This is a genomic window from Mycobacterium sp. Root265 (assembly GCF_001428895.1).
In the GTDB taxonomy this organism is placed as follows: domain Bacteria; phylum Actinomycetota; class Actinomycetes; order Mycobacteriales; family Mycobacteriaceae; genus Mycobacterium.
Window position 1 is genome coordinate 13101 of sequence record NZ_LMJA01000033.1, and the last position, 18259, is coordinate 31359.

General features: G+C 67.1%; 18 protein-coding genes. 13 read left to right on the forward strand and 5 right to left on the reverse strand.

Annotation, left to right across the window (positions count from 1 at the left end):
- Positions 1-66: 66 nt before the first annotated feature.
- The 5 genes from ASE48_RS30675 to ASE48_RS30695 all read left to right on the forward strand — a co-directional run bounded on the left by ASE48_RS30675 (position 67) and on the right by ASE48_RS30695 (position 5355).
- A complete protein-coding gene (locus ASE48_RS30675) occupies positions 67-969 on the forward strand; it encodes a serine/threonine-protein kinase (RefSeq protein WP_057170992.1) in 903 nt (300 codons plus the stop codon).
- A gap of 201 nt (positions 970-1170) precedes the next feature.
- A complete protein-coding gene (locus ASE48_RS30680) occupies positions 1171-2655 on the forward strand; it encodes an amino acid permease (protein WP_057170993.1) in 1485 nt (494 codons plus the stop codon).
- A gap of 93 nt (positions 2656-2748) precedes the next feature.
- Positions 2749-4227, forward strand: coding sequence for an aldehyde dehydrogenase family protein (locus tag ASE48_RS30685; RefSeq protein ID WP_057170994.1), 1479 nt, complete (start codon positions 2749-2751; stop codon positions 4225-4227).
- Between the two features lie 74 nt (positions 4228-4301).
- Positions 4302-5087, forward strand: a complete 786-nt coding sequence (locus ASE48_RS30690; RefSeq protein ID WP_057170995.1) for an acyl-CoA thioesterase — start codon at positions 4302-4304, stop codon at positions 5085-5087.
- 58 nt (positions 5088-5145) lie between these two features.
- Entirely contained in the window at positions 5146-5355 is a 210-nt protein-coding gene (locus tag ASE48_RS30695) for a three-helix bundle dimerization domain-containing protein (RefSeq protein WP_057170996.1), read from the forward strand.
- On the opposite strand, the gene ASE48_RS30700 is transcribed toward ASE48_RS30695, so the two are convergent.
- Entirely contained in the window at positions 5326-5790 is a 465-nt protein-coding gene (locus tag ASE48_RS30700) for a GatB/YqeY domain-containing protein (RefSeq protein ID WP_057170997.1), read from the reverse strand. The two genes, ASE48_RS30695 and ASE48_RS30700, sit on opposite strands and share 30 nt — an antisense overlap.
- A gap of 34 nt (positions 5791-5824) precedes the next feature.
- On the opposite strand from ASE48_RS30700, the gene ASE48_RS30705 reads away from it, so the two are divergent.
- From ASE48_RS30705 to ASE48_RS30725, 5 genes are read left to right on the forward strand one after another with little or no spacing between them, the layout of a single operon-like run.
- Positions 5825-6874: a hypothetical protein gene (locus ASE48_RS30705; protein WP_057170998.1), complete on the forward strand. Its 1050-nt coding sequence runs from the start codon at positions 5825-5827 to the stop codon at positions 6872-6874.
- A gap of 1 nt (position 6875) precedes the next feature.
- Positions 6876-7475: a DUF4129 domain-containing protein gene (locus ASE48_RS30710; RefSeq protein ID WP_057170999.1), complete on the forward strand. Its 600-nt coding sequence runs from the start codon at positions 6876-6878 to the stop codon at positions 7473-7475.
- A complete protein-coding gene (locus ASE48_RS30715) occupies positions 7472-8575 on the forward strand; it encodes a DUF4350 domain-containing protein (protein WP_057171000.1) in 1104 nt (367 codons plus the stop codon). The genes ASE48_RS30710 and ASE48_RS30715 overlap by 4 nt, the downstream gene beginning before the upstream one ends.
- Complete coding sequence (locus tag ASE48_RS30720) at positions 8572-9537, forward strand: AAA family ATPase (RefSeq protein ID WP_057171001.1); 966 nt, start codon at positions 8572-8574, stop codon at positions 9535-9537. The genes ASE48_RS30715 and ASE48_RS30720 overlap by 4 nt, the downstream gene beginning before the upstream one ends.
- Complete coding sequence (locus ASE48_RS30725) at positions 9534-10856, forward strand: DUF58 domain-containing protein (RefSeq protein ID WP_057171002.1); 1323 nt, start codon at positions 9534-9536, stop codon at positions 10854-10856. Before ASE48_RS30720 ends, ASE48_RS30725 begins: the two co-directional genes overlap by 4 nt.
- On the opposite strand, the gene ASE48_RS30730 is transcribed toward ASE48_RS30725, so the two are convergent.
- Positions 10853-11845 carry a stage II sporulation protein M gene (locus tag ASE48_RS30730; protein WP_057171003.1) on the reverse strand — a complete coding sequence of 331 codons (993 nt, stop codon included), beginning with the start codon at positions 11843-11845 and terminating at the stop codon, positions 10853-10855. The two genes, ASE48_RS30725 and ASE48_RS30730, sit on opposite strands and share 4 nt — an antisense overlap.
- A gap of 27 nt (positions 11846-11872) precedes the next feature.
- On the opposite strand from ASE48_RS30730, the gene ASE48_RS30735 reads away from it, so the two are divergent.
- The 3 genes from ASE48_RS30735 to lfrA are packed head-to-tail and all read left to right on the forward strand — an operon-like array spanning position 11873 to position 14791.
- The gene (locus ASE48_RS30735) at positions 11873-12637 is read left to right on the forward strand and encodes an RDD family protein (protein WP_057171004.1); all 765 of its coding nucleotides are present in this window, start codon (positions 11873-11875) and stop codon (positions 12635-12637) included.
- 55 nt (positions 12638-12692) lie between these two features.
- On the forward strand, positions 12693-13256 hold the full coding sequence (locus ASE48_RS30740; RefSeq protein WP_057171005.1) for a TetR/AcrR family transcriptional regulator: 564 nt from the start codon (positions 12693-12695) through the stop codon (positions 13254-13256).
- Complete coding sequence (gene lfrA, locus ASE48_RS30745) at positions 13253-14791, forward strand: efflux MFS transporter LfrA (protein WP_057171006.1); 1539 nt, start codon at positions 13253-13255, stop codon at positions 14789-14791. Before ASE48_RS30740 ends, lfrA begins: the two co-directional genes overlap by 4 nt.
- On the opposite strand, the gene ASE48_RS30750 is transcribed toward lfrA, so the two are convergent.
- The 3 genes from ASE48_RS30750 to ASE48_RS30760 form a co-directional block, all read right to left on the reverse strand.
- A complete protein-coding gene (locus tag ASE48_RS30750) occupies positions 14739-15185 on the reverse strand; it encodes an anthrone oxygenase family protein (protein ID WP_057171007.1) in 447 nt (148 codons plus the stop codon). The two genes, lfrA and ASE48_RS30750, sit on opposite strands and share 53 nt — an antisense overlap.
- A gap of 52 nt (positions 15186-15237) precedes the next feature.
- Positions 15238-16386 carry a hypothetical protein gene (locus ASE48_RS30755; protein ID WP_156409452.1) on the reverse strand — a complete coding sequence of 383 codons (1149 nt, stop codon included), beginning with the start codon at positions 16384-16386 and terminating at the stop codon, positions 15238-15240.
- A 504-nt stretch (positions 16387-16890) separates the two neighbouring features.
- Entirely contained in the window at positions 16891-18204 is a 1314-nt protein-coding gene (locus ASE48_RS30760; protein WP_057171009.1) for a carotenoid oxygenase family protein, read from the reverse strand.
- Positions 18205-18259 lie beyond the last annotated feature (55 nt).

The following is an 18259-nucleotide window of genomic DNA, read 5'->3' on the forward strand; positions in this document are numbered from 1 at the left end:
TGCCATCAGCGTCCCGGCGGCCGTGATCGCGCTGCGCCGGCGGCATTCGCTGACTACCCTTTCCCTGTGCTGGAACCCGGTGACGTCATCGCCGACTACACCGTCGACGCCCTGTTGGGCCGTGGCGCCAGCGCCGATGTCTACCTCGTGCATCACACCGGGCGCACCGATGCGGTGGCGTGCAAGGTTCTGCACACGGATCCGACACGCCACCCACGGACGCGCGAGCGGTTCGCCCGCGAGTTCACCATCGCCGCGATGCTCGATCACCCGCACATCGTGGCCATGTACCAGCAGGGCGAGATACCGGCCCGGCCGCTGGCCCACCCCACCCTGTGGATGACAATGCAGTACATCGACGGCCCAGAATCCTCGGTGCTGGTGCCCAAGCCCGGACACGAACCCGATATCGCGTCCATCCTGCGGGCCTCACGCCAGATCGCCGACGCCCTCGACTACGCCCACTCGATGGATGTGCTGCATCGAGATGTCAAGCCCGCCAACATCTTGCTCAGCGCCGATCACACCGATGCCTTTCTGAACGACTTCGGGATCGCGCAGCTGATCGATGACGTATTGCCGCTGGCGCGCAACGGGCGCATCAGCGGCTCGATCGCCTACGCGGCACCGGAACTGCTTCAGGGCCAACAATTGACGCCGGCAACAGATCTCTACGCGTTGGCCTGCACCATGGTCGAGTGGATCACATCGGTACCGCCATATCCGCGCGGCACACCATTCGCGATCACCTACGCACACCTGCACGATCCCGTCCCCTCACTCAGCCGGCGAGTCCGCTGGCTGCCCAGCGGACTCGACTCCATCTTCACCAAAGCTCTGGCGAAAGATGCTGCAGCACGCTACGACTCGTGCACCGAGCTCGTCGAGATCGTCTCGCATATGCTGCGCGATGTTCCGGCGCCAGTGTCCCGCCCTGCCGGCCACCGATGGCCATGGGACCGGAACTGACAGCGCCTGACACTTGACCCTGCCGAATCCCACTGCCCGGCAATGGTGTTGATTGATCTTGATGAACAGCGTGTCAGTTGACGCAATGTTTACACGCTCAAGTATCGCCCCTCGCCAACCAGGCCTACGCTCAGCCAGGAACCACAGTGTGCGCCCAACGGTGAGCGTGCCTCACCACTGCGCACATTCATCGGGGGCGACATGTCGACCGACGCTTCAACGTATGACAACTCGGCACTGACACACGAGGACGAGGGCTACCACAAGTCCCTCAAACCCCGGCAGATCCAGATGATCGCCATCGGCGGGGCAATCGGCACCGGCCTGTTCATGGGCGCCGGAAGCCGACTTCACGACGCCGGCCCCGGCCTGTTCCTGGTGTACGCGTTCTGCGGCGTTTTTGTGTTCTTCATCATGCGCGCACTCGGCGAACTCGTGCTGCACCGGCCGTCGTCCGGCTCCTTCGTCTCCTATGCGCGCGAATTCTTCGGTGAGAAAACGGCTTACGTCACCGGCTGGCTGTACTTCTTCAACTGGGCGGCAACGGCCATTGTGGATGTCACCGCGGTGGCGCTCTACGTGCACTTCTGGGGAATGTTCGAGGCCATCCCGCAGTGGCTCATCGCCCTGGTCGCGCTCGCGATCGTGATGACGATGAACATCATCTCGGTGAAGCTGTTCGGCGAGATGGAGTTCTGGGCGTCCATCATCAAGGTCGCCGCGCTCGTGACGTTCCTGGTCGTCGGCATCGTGTTCCTCGCCGGACGCTTCGAGATCGAGGGTGCATCAACCGGTTTCAGTGTGATCAGTGACAACGGCGGGCTACTGCCCACCGGGATGTTCTCCTTGGTGATCGTCACCTCCGGCGTCATCTTCGCTTATGCGGCAGTCGAACTCGTCGGTATCGCGGCCGGCGAGACAGCCGAACCCGCGAAAGTGATGCCGCGCGCCATCAACTCGGTGATCGTGCGCATCGCGGTGTTCTACGTCGGATCGCTGATCCTGCTGGCACTGCTGCTCCCGTACACCACCTACCAGGCCGGTGAGAGCCCGTTCGTCACGTTCTTCTCCAAGATCGGCGTCCCCGCCGCCGGCGGCATCATGAACCTGGTGGTGCTGACCGCCGCCATGTCCAGCCTCAACGCCGGCCTGTACTCGACCGGCCGCATTCTGCGCTCGATGGCGATGAACGGCAGCGCCCCCGCGTTCACCGGCAAGATGAACCGCAACGGGGTGCCGTTCGGTGGCATCGCGCTGACCGGCGCACTGACCCTGCTCGGCGTGATCCTGAACCTCTTCGTCCCGGAGGAGGCGTTCAACATCGCGCTCGATCTTTCGGCGCTGGGCATCATCGCCACCTGGGCCATGATCGTGGCCTGTCAGCTCCAACTGTGGCGCTGGGAGCAGAAGGGCATCCTGCAACGACCGAAGTTCCGGCTGCCGGGCACGCCGTACACCAGCTACGCGACCCTGGTCTTCCTCGCCGCGGTGACGGTGCTCATGTGCTACGAGAACTACTGGAACCTCATCGCCATCCTGGTCATCGGCCCGATGCTGGTGGGCGGCTGGTACGTGGTCCGCGGCAAGGTCATGACGATGGCACAGGAGCGCATCGGCTACACCGGTGACTACCCCGTCGTCCCGCAGCCCCCCATCCCGGAACGCGGACACGGCGACGACAAGTAACCCTCGCCGCCTGATGCCGCGCTATTGACCCGGCCGTCGCCGCAATGCTAAGCAGGTGCTCAGCATTTACGAACAGGCGACGAAGGGCCACCGATGACATCCACGATTCCCGACAGTGCACTGCAGAGCGTCATCGACGACCTGCGGAACCGACCGGGCAGCGGCGAGCTCATCCCCGTCATCGACCCCGCCACCGAAGAACAGATCACCGAGTTCCGCGACTGCGGGGTGGAGGCCGTGAACGAGGCGGTCGCCAGCGCCAAGGCGGCCTATCTGTCCGGCGTCTGGACCGACATCCCGGCCCGGCAGCGCGCCAAGGTGTTGTGGAAACTGGGCGACCTGATCGATGAGCACGCCGAAGAATTCGCCCAACTGGAGTCGTTGGACGCCGGCATGCCCCCGTTCCAGGCCGGGATGATCGTATCCACCTGCGCCGAGTTCTTCCGTTACTACGCCGGCTGGTGCACCAAGATCAACGGCAACAGCTACCAGGTGCAGATGGAGGGTGGCGTCAACAGCAACTTCTCCAACCTGCACGCCTACACCACCAAAGAGCCCTACGGCGTTGTCGGACTGATCTATCCGTGGAACGGACCACTGTTCAACGCATGCGCCAAGATCGCCCCGGCGCTGGCTGCCGGCTGCTCGATCGTGGTCAAGCCGGCCGAGGAGACACCCCTGTCGGCGGTGTTGCTGGAGCGGCTGATCCGGGAGGCCGGCGTGCCCGACGGTGTGGCGAACTTCGTGATCGGCTACGGCGCCACCGCCGGTGCCGCGATCACCGCCCACCCCGATGTGGAGAAGGTCGCCTTCACCGGCTCGACCGAGGTCGGCAAGCAGATCATGCGCGACTCGGCCGACAACCTCAAGAAGGTGACGCTCGAACTCGGCGGCAAGTCCCCGGTGCTGATCTACGAGGACGCCGATCTGGACATGGCGATCATGATGGCCTCGATGGGTATCTTCGTGCACTCCGGTCAGGGCTGCGTCTGCGGCTCGCGAATCTTCGTGCAGCGCAGCGTCTATGAGCGAGTGGTGGCCGGCATCTCGATGATCGGCGACAACCTGGTGCTGGGCGGACCCAAGGACGAGGGCGCGATGATCAGCCCCCTGGTCAGCCAGAAGCAGCTCGACCGGGTGCTGGGCTACATCGAGCAGGGCAAGAAAGAGGGCGCCGAGATCGTTTCCGGTGGCTACCGCTTGGATCGCAAGGGCTACTTCGTCAAGCCGACCGTCGTCACCGACGTCGACCCGGCCACCAGCCGGCTGTACAGGGAGGAGATCTTCGGTCCGGTGGTGACGATCCTGCCCTTCGACAGTGACGACGAGGCGGTGGCCATGGCCAACGACACCAGCTACGGCCTGGCGGCCACCGTCTGGACCACCAACCTGGCCCGCGCACACAGCCTCGGCAAGCGCCTGCAGGCCGGCATGGTCGGACTGAACTGCCAGCTGACCTTCGACCACAATGTGCCGTTCGGCGGGTACAAGCAGTCGGGCCTCGGCAAGGAGTTCGGCTACGAAGGTATCGAGGCGTACCTGAAGACGAAGAGCATCTGGGCTCAGCTGTAGCGACCCGAGACCGGGCACTGCTGCAATCCCCCGTCGCTTCGCTCGCCCAACCAAGCGGTTGATACGGTCCGGGGATGACCACCGAGAGCTGGATCGCCGGCCTGCTCGACTTCGACCGTGATGGCGATGTGTTCATCGCGCCGCAGTGGAGTGGGCCGGGCGAGCGGTTGTTCGGCGGCCTGATCGCCGCCCAGTCGTTGGGCGCCGCGGGCGCGACCGTCGATCCCGACAAGCATCCGCAGTCCCTGCACGCCTACTTCGTGCGCGGCGGCCGGCACGGGGTCGACGTCGAACTACAGGTCGAGCGCACCCGTGACGGCCGATCCTTCGACACCCGCCGGGTCACCGCCCGCCAGCAGGGCAAGGTCATCCTGGAGATGATCGCGTCCTTCCAGGTCGACGAGGCGGGCGCGGACTGGTTCCCGCCGCGGCCGCCGGGCGTGGAGTTCGACGACGCCATCGAGAAGAACCCGGATCTGGACGTGGTGGACCGGTTCGAACTGCGCTGCAATCCCGACGACGACTCGCCGTTCGCGGTCCCGCCGTTCTGGATCCGCACCCGCGACCGGATCGAGGACGATCCGTTGATCCGGGCCTGCACCCTGACCTACATGTCCGACCTGGGGCCGGTCCCTGCCGCCCGCCCGCCCGGCACCCCGGTCGGTGAGGACGTCGGCTACGCCGCCAGCCTCGATCATTCGGTGTGGTTCCACCGCCCGTTCATCCCCGATGCGTGGCATCGCTACGAGGTCGACTCGCTGGGCAACAGCCATTCCCGCGGACTGGTCGTCGGCGGGTTGTATGACAAGGCCGGCTCGCTGATCGCGAACACCACCCAACAGGCTCTTTGGCGCGTGTGAGCAAAGACTCGCCGGGCAGACTTGACCGGCGAGTCGACTGTCAACAAAGATCCGTGACGTGCTCAAGATCGATGAGGGTGAACAGATCGCGAACGTCGAAGATCGACTCATGAAACGTTTCACCGAGGTGCCTGCGGAGACGGTCAGTGCCACCGTCGCCGAGGCCCACAGCCGTTTCATCACCAGCACGGTCCGCGACTACGTCGCGCTGCTCGTCGAGCGCCGTGCCCACGCGGAGCTACAGGCGAGCCTTCACAGCCGCGGATAACCGTGCCCCGTCGGCCTTGCCGGCGGCGATGACATTGGCCGCCTTCATCACCTGACCCATCTGCCGAACCCCGGGCCGCTCACCGAGTTCCTCGGCGACCTGGGCCAGCGCGGTGTCCACCACGTCGGCCAGCTCCGCATCGGTCAACGGAGTGGGCAGGTACTCGTCGATGATGCGCGCCTCGGCGTGCTCATTGGCGGCCAGCTCGCCGCGCCCGTTCTGGGTGTAGATCTCGGCGGCCTCGCCGCGCTTCTTCGCCTCCCGCGCCAACACCTTGAGCACATCCTCGTCGGACAGCTCGCGCGCCTGCTTGCCCGAAACCTCTTCGGACTGGATCGATGCAAGCAACATGCGCAGCGTCGCCGTACGCAGTTTGTCCTGGGCCTTCATCGCCGCCGTCAGGTCGGCACGCAACCTGTCCTTCAATTCCGACATGGCTGCGACGCTACGCCAATGACAGGATGGAGCCATGAGTAGTGACGCAGGCGGGTACCACCCGTACTACCCGCCACCGCCCTACCAATCGCCGTACAACCCGCTTCCGATCAAGCCCGGCATCATCCCGCTGCGCCCGCTGAACCTGTCCGACATCTTCAACGGCGCCTTCGCATATATCCGGGCCAACCCGAAGACCACCCTGGGCGTCACGACGATCGTCGTCGTCATCGCCCAATTGCTGGCGCTGCTGCTGCAGTTCGGGCCCCTGGCGACCAGCGGCATTCTGGAGCCCCCGAATCTGACCGGCCCGGATCCCGACGTCTCGATCCTGGTCGGGTCGGTCCTCGGCGCGCTCGCCGGTGGTCTGGCCACCTGGATCTCGATGATCCTGCTGAGCGGACTGCTCACCGTCATCGTGGGCCGGGCGGTGTTCGGCTCGCCCATCACCATCGGCGAAGCGTGGCAGCGGGTGAAGAGCAGGCTGGTCGCCCTGCTGGTCTACACCGCCCTGGAATCGCTGGGCGTGGTCCTGTTGGTGGCGGCGGTGGCCGGAGTCATCACGGCGGTCGCCTTCGCCTTGAACGGCTGGTTCGCGTTCGCGGTCGGCCTCCCGTTGGTGCTCGGTTCGATTGTGGCGCTGGCGTTCCTCTTCACCAAACTCAGCTTCGCTCCCACCCTCATCGTGCTGGAGCGACTCCCCGTCATCGCCGCGATCGAGCGGTCTTTCGCCCTGGTGCGCAACGACTTCTGGCGAGTTCTCGGCATCCGGCTGCTGGCCGTGCTGGTCGCCGGGCTGATCTCCGGGGCGGTCGCCATGCCCTTCAGCCTCGGATCGCAGGCCCTGATCATCATGGGCGGCTCGGCCGGCACCGCACTCGCGGGGCTGGCGCTCGCCTCCATCGGCGGCGCGATCGGGCAGATCCTCACCGCCCCGTTCACTGCCGGGGTGGTGGTGTTGCAGTACACCGATCGCCGCATCCGCGCCGAGGCCTTCGACCTCGTGTTGCAGACCGGCGCCGGTATCGGTCCGGCCTCACCCGCCGATTCCACCGACTACCTGTGGCTGACCCGCCGGCCCTGACGTGACCGGTATCAACATCGACAGCGACGCCGCGCACGATGCTGCCCAGCGCGAGCTCGGCAAGCCCATCTACCCCCGGCCCTCGCTGACCGAACAACTGATGGCCTGGCTCGACGAGATCCTCTACAAGGTCTTCACGAACGGATCATGGTTACCCGGCGGCTGGATCACCCTGGCGCTGCTGCTGACGGTCCTCGCCGTGGCGGTCTTCGTGGCGATCCGCGTCGCCCGGCACACCATGCGGACGAACCGCGGATCGGCGCAATCGCTGTTCGGCGGCCATGACCTCAGCGCCGCGCAGCACCGTGCCGAAGCCGAGAGGTCTGCCGCACAAGGTGATTGGGCATTGGCGATCCGGCACCGGTTGCGCGCGGTGGCGCGGGGGCTCGAGGAGACGGGCATCCTGGACCCAATTCCCGGACGCACCGCGACCGAACTGGCCCGCGACGGCGCGGCCGCGCGACCCGACCTGCAATCCGAGTTCCGTCATGCCGCAGACACATTCAACGATGTCAGCTACGGGGAACTTCAGGGCACCGAGACCGAGTACCGCCAGATCGCCGAGTTGGACCAAAATGTGCTCCGGGCGGTCCAGGCGTGACACGACAACGCTGGCGGACGGCACGCTGGGTCCTGTTGGCGCTGTTGGTGATTACGCTGGTGTCCACGCTCAGCACCTACCTGACCGCACCGCGCCCGGGCGGACCGATGGAGGCCGGCTCGACCTCTCCCGACGGTGCGCACGCGCTGGTCACCCTGCTGGAGGACCACGGCGTCGACGTGGTGGTCGCCGAGGACGTCAATGATGTTGCCGCGGCAGCCCGTCCGGACACGTTGATCCTCATCGCCCAGACCTTCTTCCTGCTCGACGAGGACGGCCTGAACACGCTGGCCGATCTTCCCGGTGATCGGCTACTGGTCGCCCCCTCCGCACGCACCCGGGAACGACTGGCGCCGACGATCCGGCTGGACGGTTCGGTCCAGTTCGGCGGCCCACCGGGTTGCGATCTGCGCGAGGCCGTGACATCGGGTGACGTGCAGTTCGGCATCAGCGACAGCTACCGCAGCGACGGTGATCTGCCGGTCGCCCGCTGCTATGACGGTGCGCTGGTGCGCTTCACCGAATCCGGGCGCACCACCACCGTGGTCGGCAGCTCGGACTTCATGACCAACGCAGGCCTGCTCGGTGTGGGCAGCGCGGCGCTGGCGATGAATCTGGCCGGCACCCACGACCGGGTGATCTGGTACGCACCGCAGCGCCTGCAGGGTGAATCGTCCGGGGAGGCATCGCTGTTGGATCTGGCACCGAGCCAGGTCGGCTGGGCGGTACTGCAGTTGTGCCTGGCGGTGGCGCTGGTGGCCTGGTGGCGCGGGCGCAGGCTGGGGCCGCTGGTCGCCGAGCGCCTACCCGTCGTGGTGCGGGCATCGGAGACGGTGGAGGGCCGGGCCCGGCTGTACCGCGCGCACCGCGCACGCGACCGCGCGGCCGACGCCCTGCGCACCGCGACACGTGCCCGCCTGCTGCCGCGGCTGGGCCTCGGACGCACCGCGGCGCCGTCGGCGGTGACCGCGGCTGTCGCCCAACGTATCGGCCGGGACTGCGGCACCGTGCTGTTCGGGCCGGCCCCCGGCACCGACGCCGAACTTCTCGAACTCGCCCACCAACTCGATGATCTCGAAAGGCAGGTCGCACAGTCGTGACGTCACCTTCGCACCCGGACGCCGCACGGGAGGCGCTGCTCGCGCTGCGCAACGAAATCTCCAAGGCCGTGGTCGGGCAGGACGCCGTGGTCAGCGGACTCGTCATCGCGCTCCTGTGCCGCGGGCACGTCTTGCTCGAAGGTGTACCGGGCGTGGCGAAGACCCTGCTGGTGCGCAGCCTCGCCGCCGCCCTGCAGCTGGATTTCAAACGGGTGCAGTTCACCCCGGACCTGATGCCCGGCGATGTCACCGGATCCCTGGTCTACGACGCCCGCACCGCGGAGTTCGAGTTCCGCGCCGGCCCGGTGTTCGCCAACCTGCTGCTGGCCGACGAGATCAACCGCACTCCACCGAAAACCCAGGCGGCGCTGCTGGAGGCGATGGAGGAGCGACAGGTCACCGTCGACGGGCAGGCCCGCCCGCTGCCCGACCCGTTCATCGTGGCGGCCACCCAGAACCCCATCGAGTACGAGGGCACCTACCAACTGCCCGAGGCCCAGCTGGACCGATTCCTGCTCAAGCTGAATGTGCCGCTGCCGCCGCGTGATCAGGAGATCACCATCCTGGGCAGACATGCCGCCGGATTCGACCCCCGCGATCTGTCCGGGCTCGCCCCGGTCGCCGGGCCCGCCGAACTGGCCGCCGGCCGCGAGGCGGTACGCAAAGTCCTGGTGGCCCAGGAGCTCCTCGGCTACATCGTCGACATCGCGGGGGCCACCCGACATTCGCCGGCCCTACAGCTCGGGGTGTCACCGCGCGGTGCGACAGCGCTACTCGCGACGGCGCGGTCCTGGGCCTGGCTGTCGGGACGCGATTACGTGACCCCCGACGATGTGAAGGCGATGGCCAGGCCGACCCTGCGCCACCGGATCGCGCTGCGACCGGAGGCCGAGCTGGAAGGCGCCAGCCCCGACGGCGTGCTCGACGGCATCCTGTCTTCGGTCCCGGTGCCGCGCTGGTGATCCTGACCGGCCGGGCCTGCCTGCTGGCGCTGATCGGCATCCTGCCGATCGCGGTATCACCTTGGCCTGCGGTCACTTTCGTCATCGTGCTGGCGGTGATCGCCACCGCACTGATCGTCGACACCGCCCTGGCGGCCGCCCCGGGGCGGCTGGTCCTGGCCCGCTCGGGTGATACCTCGGCACGGCTGGGACAGGCGATAGACATCCACCTCGAGGTGCACAATCCGGGGTCACGGCGGCTGCGCGGGCAGATCCGCGATGCCTGGGCGCCCAGCGCCCGCGCGTCTCCGCGCACCCGGCCCGTCGACGTTCCGGCCGGCGGGCGGGCGCGTCTGGTCACCACCTTGGCGCCCGTGCGGCGTGGTGACCAGGATGGCGCCCAGGTCACCGTGCGCGCCGTCGGCCCGCTGGGGCTGGCCGGGCGGCAACGCTCCCACGACGTGCCCTGGCAGGTGCACGTGCTGCCGCCGTTCCTGTCGCGCAAGCACCTGCCCTCGCGGCTGGCCAAACTGCGCGAGCTCGACGGGATGGTGCCGATCCTGATTCGCGGACAGGGCACCGAATTCGATTCGTTGCGTGAGTATGTCGTCGGCGACGATGTGCGATCCATCGACTGGCGCGCGACGGCCCGGCGGGCCGATGTGGTCGTGCGCACCTGGCGTCCCGAACGCGACCGGCGGGTGGTCATCGTGCTGGATACCGGCAGGACATCGGCGGGCCGGATCGGGGTGGACCCACTGTCGTCGGATCCCGCCGGCTGGCCGCGGCTGGACTGGTCGATGGATGCGGCACTGCTGCTTGCGGCATTGGCCGCCCGGGCCGGAGATCACGTGGATTTTCTTGCCCACGACCGGGTCTCCCGGGCCGGGCTGTTCAACGCGTCCCGCCGCGAACTGCTCGCCCAGCTGGTGACGGTGATGGCGCCGCTGCAGCCCGCACTCGTGGAGTCCGATGCCACCGCGATGGTCGCCGCTGTCCAGCGCCGGGTGCGCCGCCGGGCGCTGGTCGTCCTGCTCACCGACCTCAACGCCTCAGCTCTCGACGAGGGATTGATGAGCGTGCTGCCGCAGTTGTCCGCCAAGCATCAGGTGATGCTGGCGGCGGTCTCCGATCCGCGGGTGGACGCACTGGCGGCCGGCCGCGCCGATGCGGCGCAGGTGTACGACGCCGCGGCGGCAGAACGCTCCCGCAATGAGCGGCACACGATCGCCACCCGGCTGCGCAACCACGGCGTCGATGTCATCGACGCGCTCCCCGAGCAACTCGCACCGGCGCTGGCGGACCGCTACCTGGCCATGAAGGCCGCCGGGAAGCTCTAACCGGTGGGCACCACGTCGGGTGCATCGTCGAGGTCACCGGTCTCCCCGGCTCGCGAGGCCTTGCGCCCGAAGTGGAACACATAGGCCAGGAAGGCGATCTCGGCGGCCACACCGATCGCGATGCGGGCATACGTCGGCAGCGGTGACGGCGTCACCAGCGCCTCGATCAACCCGGATATCAGCAGCACCACGACCAGTCCGCCGGCCACCGAGACCACGGCGCGGCCCCGCTCGGCCAGCACCTGCGCGCGCGGGCGGTCCCCCGGTGCGATCACCGACCAGCCCAACCGCATACCGGCCGCCGCGGCCAGGAACACCGCCGTCAACTCCAGCAGGCCGTGCGGGGTGAGCAGCCCGAGGAACAGGTCGCCCTTGCCGGCACCGAACATCAGGCCCCCGGACACCCCGACATTGGCGGCGTTCTGGAACAACACCCAGGGGATCGGCAGGCCCAGCAGGACGGCGAAGGCGATGCACTGCGCGGCCACCCACGCGTTGTTGACCCAGACCTGCAGCCCGAACGACCCGGCCGGGTTCTCGCTGTAGTACGACTCGAAGTCGTGGTTGATCAGCTGCTCCAGCTCGGCCGGTGTGCCCAGGGTCGCGCGCACCTCCGGGCTGCCGGCCACCCAGAAGCCGATCACGATCGCGACGACCAGAAAGCTCAGCGCCGAACCCAGCCACCAGCGCCGGCAGTCGTAGGCGACGACCGGGAACGAGACCGTCCAGAACCGGACGAATTCGCGACCCAGCGGGGCGTGCGCACCGGTGACGGCGGCGCGCGCCCGCGCGACCAGACCCGAGAGCCTGCCCACCAGGACGGCGTCACCGGTCGCGCTGCGCGCCATCGAAAGATGGGTCGACACCCGCTGATACAGGTCGACCAACTCGTCGACCTCGGCGCCGGTCAGCCTGCGGCGGCGCTTGACCAACTGCTCGAGGCGGTCCCAGGTCGGGCTGTGGGCGAGCACGAACGCGTCGACATCCACGGTTCAGATCCTAGTAGCGTTTATCTCATGGTCTTCCAGCCAGAACCCGTGGTGACCGGTGATGCCGTCCAGCTCGAGGTGTCGATCGCCCAGCTGCCGGTGCGTGCCGCGGCGGCCCTGATCGACGTCGCGGTGATGGCCACCGGTTACGGGGTGCTGGCCGTGTTGTGGGCGCTGACGTTGTCCGAGCTGGACCCGGCGCTTTCGGCCGCGGTGCTGCTGATCTTCATGGTGCTGGTCCTGGTCGGGTATCCGGTGGTGTTCGAGACGGCCACCCGTGGCAGATCGCTGGGCAAGATGGCCCTGGGACTGCGGGTGGTCTCCGATGACGGTGGCCCGGAGCGGTTGCGGCAGGCGATTTTTCGTGCTCTGTCCAGCGTCATCGAGATCTGGATGCTGACCGGCGGGCCTGCGGTGATCTGCAGCATGCTCTCACCGCGGGGTAAGCGCATCGGCGACGTGTTCGCCGGCACCATGGTGATCAGCGAGCGCGCCCCGAAGCTGAACCCGCCGCCGATGATGCCGCCGGAACTGGCCTGGTGGGCGGCGAGCCTGCAGCTGTCCGGCCTGGCCGGCGAGCAGGCCGATATGGCACGGCAGTTCCTGTCCCGGGCCGGCCAGCTGGAACCCGGTATGCGCGAACAGATGGCACACCGCATCGCCGGTGACGTGGTGGCGCGCATCGCTCCTGCGCCGCCGCCCGGTGCGCCGCCCGAGTACGTGCTGGCCGCGGTGCTCGCCGAACGGCACCGCCGCGAGTTGGCGCGGTTACAGGCCAGACCTCTCGCCTGACCCAAAATGGGACATGAGTGTCCCATTTTGGGATATTGGTGCTACAGTTGGCGCCATGAGTGTCCTTGATATGGGTGAAACGGGTGCGCGTGGCCGCACCCGTCGCGCCATCATCGAGGCCGCCATCTCGGTCCTCACGGACAAGCCGGCGGCCACGCTGACCGATATCGCCGAGGTCGCCGGCGTCGGGCGCAGCACGCTGCACCGCCATTTTCCCGAGCGCAGCGATCTGCTCCGCGCGGTGGCCATCCAGGTGCACGCCGCCAGCAATGCGGCCATCGAAACGGCCGACCCGACCTGCGGCCCCGTGCACGCCGCACTGCGCCGGGTGGTGGAATCCCAGCTCGACCTCGGCCCGATCGCGCTGTTCATCTACACCGAACCATCGATCCAGGCCGATCCCGAACTGGCCGCCCACCTCGACACCGGGGACGAGGCGATCGCCGAGATCCTCGCGCGCGCAAGCGCGGACAAGCCGGAGTACCCGCCCGGATGGTCGCGACGGGTGTTCTGGTCACTGCTGCTGTCGGGCTACGAAGCCATGAAGCAGGACCGCACACCGCGACACCAGATCGTCGACGCCATCATGAGCAGCCTCACCGAAGGAACCATCAAATGACCACCCGGTCGGTCACACCGCCGACAACCACACCGCGACGCTCCTGGATAGCGCTCGCGGTCCTCACCCTGCCGGTGATGCTGATCGCGATCGACAACACGGTCCTGGCGTTCGCGCTCCCCGCGATCGCCGAGGACTTCCGGCCCGCGGCATCCACCCAGCTGTGGATCGTCGACGTGTATTCGTTGGTGCTGGCGGCGCTGTTGGTCGCCATGGGCAGCCTCGGTGACCGCATCGGCCGGCGCCGATTGCTGATGATCGGCGCCGCCGGGTTCGCGATCGTGTCCGCGGTGGCGGCCTTCGCACCCAGCGCCGAGATGCTGGTGCTCGCGCGCGCCGTGCTCGGCTTCTTCGGCGCCATGCTCATGCCCTCGACGCTGTCGCTGATCCGCAACATCTTCACCGAGGCGTCGGCACGCCGGTTGGCCATCGCCATCTGGGCGTCGTGCTTCACCGCCGGATCGACTCTCGGGCCGATCGTCGGCGGTGCGCTGCTCGAGCACTTCCATTGGGGTTCGGTCTTTTTGATCGCGGTCCCGATCCTGCTGCCGCTGCTGATTCTGGCCCCGAAGCTGGTGCCGGAGTCCCGCGACCCGAATCCGGGCCCGCTCGACCTGTTCAGCGTGGTGCTGTCCTTCGTGGCGATGCTGCCGCTGGTCTGGGCGATCAAGACGGCCGCGCACGACGGTCTGTCCGTACTCGTCGCGACCGCGGTTGTGGTGGGCATCGGCGCGGGCGTGCTGTTCGTGCGACGCCAGAACCGCAGGCCCATACCGATGCTCGATATGGAGCTGTTCCGCTCCGGGCCGTTCACCTCGTCGGTGCTGGCGAACTTCCTGTCGATCGTCGGGCTGATCGGGTTCATCTTCTTCGTATCCCAGCACCTGCAGTTGGTGCTCGGGTTGAGCCCGCTGGCGGCCGGCCTGGTCACCCTGCCAGGCGCTGTGGTGTCCATGATCGCGGGTATCTCGGTGGTCAAGGCGGCCAAGCACTTCAGCGCGCAGGCTCTGATCGTCTTCGGCCTGGTGTTCGTCGCTGCCGGCTTCATCTTGATCCTGCTGTTCCGTCACGATCTGTCGGTAGGCGCGATCATCGTGTCGTTCATCGTGCTCGAACTCGGTGTCGGTGTCTCGCAGACGATCTCGAACGACACCATCGTGGCCTCGGTGCCGGCCGCGAAAGCCGGAGCCGCGTCCGCCGTTTCGGAGACCGCATACGAACTGGGCGCAGTGGTGGGAGCGGCGACGCTCGGCACCATCTTCACGGCGTTCTACCGAACCAACGTCGAGGTGCCTGCCGGCCTGACGCCCGTTCAGGCCGGCGACGCGGCCGAAAGCATCGGTGGCGCGACCGCGGTGGCGCGCGAACTGCCCGCACCGACCGCCGAGAAGCTGCTCGAATCCGCGCATACCGCTTTCGATTCGGGGATCGCTCCGACCGCGACCCTCGCGGCGACGCTGGTCCTCGCCGCCGCGGTGATCGTCATCGTTGCGTTCCGGCGATCACCAGCAGCGCCCCTCCCAGCAGACCGGTGACGGTGCGGACGTGGTTCCACGCGGTCCACGGCCCCAGGTAGGACGCCCAGTCCAGACCGGCTTCCAGGCGGTTGTTCAACGGCACGTTGAAGGCGATGGTGATGACCGTCGGCAGCAGCGCGAGCACCGCACCCGCCAGGAGACAGCCGTCCCGGTTGATGACGGCGATGACGCCGAGCACGAGCGCCAGCACGCCGGTTCCGAGGAACAGCACCAGGAATGGGGCGTTCGCCTGGGCCTCGGCGTTGATACCGCGCATCGTCACCGCGGCTTCAACAGGGTCGGTGCGGTCCAGTCCGCGCATGACGAATGTCGAGAACGCGTAGAAAAGGCCGCCGACCGCCGCGCTGCACACGGCAGTCACGGCGGTCAGGGCCAGGACAGGGTTGGTCATGCGAGTAGTCTCCCCCGCCGACCGGCGAGGGAGACCACTCGTTTTTGTGCGATCAGGCCGCGGCGCGCGGGTTGCCCGCCCGTTTCGGCGAGGTCTTGCCGGACCCGGCCTGCTTGAGGCTCGGTCGGGTGACGGGCTCGGCGGCCTCCGGCTCCTCGATCTCGACCTCCTCGAGGGGTGCCTCTTCGACCGGCGTCTCGGTCACGGCTTCCTCGGCGGGCACCTCGGCGGGGGTTTCGACCGGAGTCTCGGCGGGGGTCTCAGCCGGCGTCTCGGCCGACTCAGCACCGGTGCTGACCGGGGTCACCGCCGGTGCGGCGCCGTCGGATTCGGCACCCGGGATCGAGATCGTGAAGGTCTGCGCATCGGCCGTGGGGGCGGTCGCCACCGACGCGGTCTTGGTCGCCGCGGCGGGCTGACCGGCCTTGAGCGCGTTGACGATCACATCGCGGATGTAGGACACGGTCTGCGTCATGAAATCACTGGTGTGCTGGATTCCGTTCAGCAGGATATCGGCGACGCCGTTCTGGACGGCGTTGATGATGTTGATCGGATTCAGCGTCCCGATGGACTTCAGGATCGACTCGGTGACGCTGACGAGGTTCTGCAGCACCGGGGTGGTCCCCACCGGGAAGCCGATGCCGATGAACGTCTGCGCCAGCGCCACCGTGAGGGCGAGCCCGCTCTCGAATGCCCCGGCGACCAGTGCTTGGCCGACCGCGAACGGACGCTCGAACGCGTCCTGCAGCGGCACGGTGACGCCGGAGATGAAGTTCAGGATCGGTCCCAGGCCGCTGGCGACCAGGCTGTCGATCGCACCGTTGATGTCGCCGGTGCGCGCGATGGCGCCGGCGGCCTGCAGTGCCGCGGGAAGCCCCTGAACCAGCTCGGTCAGGGCGGCCCCGCCACCGTTGATGGCCGCCAGCAGCTTCGAGACGGTGTACTGCTGGTTGGCGAAGATCTGGCGCAGGATGGGGAACGGATCGGCGAACTCGGCCTGCAGCGTCTCGCGGATCAGGTCGCCGGCAGCATTGACGACCGGTTTGAAGACCGTGATGGGATTCTCGATGGAGGCCGCCAGGGTGACCGACGGCATGTGCAGCTCGGCCCGCGGCGCGATCGGCGCCACCGCGATCACGCTGGCTCCGACCAGCGCGACACCGACCGTCACATACGGCTTCATCGTCAATTGCATGGACATTTTTCTCTTTGCCATCCCTTCAGGCGCTTCCCCCGGACTGGAGAGAACTTACCCACCAGTAAGTTGACGTCAAGAGAGATTTGTAAAGTTGCACCCTCTGCCAAATTTCCGAGACCCGCACATTGCGGTTTCGTAACGTTGCTGTTGAGAGCAATTTTTAGCTGTGGTCGAAAACCCGGCAAACAGTCGTACACGGCAAGTCGATAGTTTCGCCTACAAACTAATCAGTTGTTATTGCAACTACCGCCCCGGCGGTGTCAGCGTTTGCTGCTTATAAGCTACCCACCAGTACGACCTGCGTGATTCTGCGCACATCTCGGTGAGTGTGTGGTTTGCGCCACCTCGCGCTGCGGGTATCCCCGCAGCGCAGTTCGGCAATTTCATTTCGCACACCGGCCGGTCATTCCAGCAACAGCGCACACCCGGTCACATCTCGTTGCCGGGACCGCCGGTACCGTGCGGTAGGTGCGGATTTACGACGTCCACATCGTGAGACGCCGATGCTCACGCGCCGATCCAGTTGCCGTGGAACCCGAACGGCACCCGCTGCGGTAGCGAGATGGTCGCCACCGGTGCGCCTCCGAAATCGGACGCGTCCAGGATCACCAGATCGCTACCCTCGCGCACCGGGTCATACACGTAGCTCAGATACCAGCCGCTGCTCTCATCGCCCGGGCCCGCCGCCGGTACGAACACCGCTTCTCCGGACCTCCCCGGCCCGAAGGAGTGCGTCTCGGCGGCACCGGTGGACAGATCGTGACGAACCAGTGCGGTGTCTCCCACCGAGACCGAGAAACGGGCCGGCAGGCCGACCAGCCGGTCGTCGATCCTCGGGAACTCGATCCCCCGATCGTCGAGCTGGCGTTCGGTCACCGTGCCGGCGTTCAGGTCGATCCGCCACTCCCACAGCACCGCCTGCTCACCGAATCCGCCGTCGTTGCGCCACAGCTCCGGGTATCGGGCCGCCTGCAGCACAATCGAATTCGCGTGGTCGTAGGCGTTCGCAACGTGGAAGACGTAGCACGGGTCGATATCGAACCAGCGGATGACACCGAACGGGTCATCGCGGCGCAGCACGCCGAACCGAGCGCCGTAGGTGTCGCTCCAGCGGTAGGGCATATCGCCTTCGCCCTTGCCTGCGACGTCCAGGTCGAACACGATCGGCAGGTCCATGAAGATCACGTGATCGGCCGTCAAGGCGAAGTCATGCATCATGGTGTGCGCCTTGACATCCACCGGCCGGTTGATGATCAGTTCGCCGTCGGCGGACACCCGGTGGTAGGTGACATACGGCTCGAAGATGCTGCCGTAACCGAAGAAGTGCATCTCACCGGTGGTCGGGCAGATCTTCGGGTGGGCGGTCATCGAGTTGGTGAGCTTGCCACCGAAATCGTAGGCACCCAACGTTTCCAGCTCGTTGCTGATCTCATACGGCAACGATGATTCGACCAGCGCCAGCGTCTTCCCGGCATGGTTGACCACGTGTGTGTTGGCGAGAGCGGCGCGCAGGTTGCGGGAGCCGTCGGGATTGTAGAGCGGGAAGTCCTCGACGAAGCTGTCGGTGCGGACCCAGCGGTTGCGGTACCACTTGGCCGCCCCGTTCTCGATCCGGACGCCATGGACCATGCCGTCACCGGCGAACCAGTGCGCGTTGGCCTCGCGCGGGTTGGGCCCGTTGCGCAGGTACCACCCGTCGATCTCGGGCGGGATGACGCCCAGGACGGGCAGGTGGTATTCGGTGAGTTCGTCGGCGACGGGCGCGTAGTTGCCGCGCCGGAAGAAGTCACCTTCGGCGGGCAGTGCGGAGGCTGTGGTCATGACACCACGATGACATTCCACTAGTGACATGTCAAGAGTGGAATGTAGGATCTGT

Excerpts from the sequence above, each read along its gene's own strand:
- ASE48_RS30680 (WP_057170993.1), top strand. The coding sequence starts at position 1,171 with ATGTCGACCGACGCTTCAACGTATGACAACTCGGCACTGACACACGAG.
- ASE48_RS30700 (WP_057170997.1), bottom strand. The coding sequence starts at position 5,790 with ATGTCGGAATTGAAGGACAGGTTGCGTGCCGACCTGACGGCGGCGATG.
- lfrA (WP_057171006.1), top strand. The coding sequence starts at position 13,253 with ATGACCACCCGGTCGGTCACACCGCCGACAACCACACCGCGACGCTCC.
- ASE48_RS30750 (WP_057171007.1), bottom strand. The coding sequence starts at position 15,185 with ATGACCAACCCTGTCCTGGCCCTGACCGCCGTGACTGCCGTGTGCAGC.
- ASE48_RS30705 (WP_057170998.1), top strand. The coding sequence starts at position 5,825 with ATGAGTAGTGACGCAGGCGGGTACCACCCGTACTACCCGCCACCGCCC.
- ASE48_RS30735 (WP_057171004.1), top strand. The coding sequence starts at position 11,873 with ATGGTCTTCCAGCCAGAACCCGTGGTGACCGGTGATGCCGTCCAGCTC.
- ASE48_RS30740 (WP_057171005.1), top strand. The coding sequence starts at position 12,693 with ATGAGTGTCCTTGATATGGGTGAAACGGGTGCGCGTGGCCGCACCCGT.
- ASE48_RS30755 (WP_156409452.1), bottom strand. The coding sequence starts at position 16,386 with ATGTCCATGCAATTGACGATGAAGCCGTATGTGACGGTCGGTGTCGCG.
- ASE48_RS30690 (WP_057170995.1), top strand. The coding sequence starts at position 4,302 with ATGACCACCGAGAGCTGGATCGCCGGCCTGCTCGACTTCGACCGTGAT.
- ASE48_RS30685 (WP_057170994.1), top strand. The coding sequence starts at position 2,749 with ATGACATCCACGATTCCCGACAGTGCACTGCAGAGCGTCATCGACGAC.
- ASE48_RS30760 (WP_057171009.1), bottom strand. The coding sequence starts at position 18,204 with ATGACCACAGCCTCCGCACTGCCCGCCGAAGGTGACTTCTTCCGGCGC.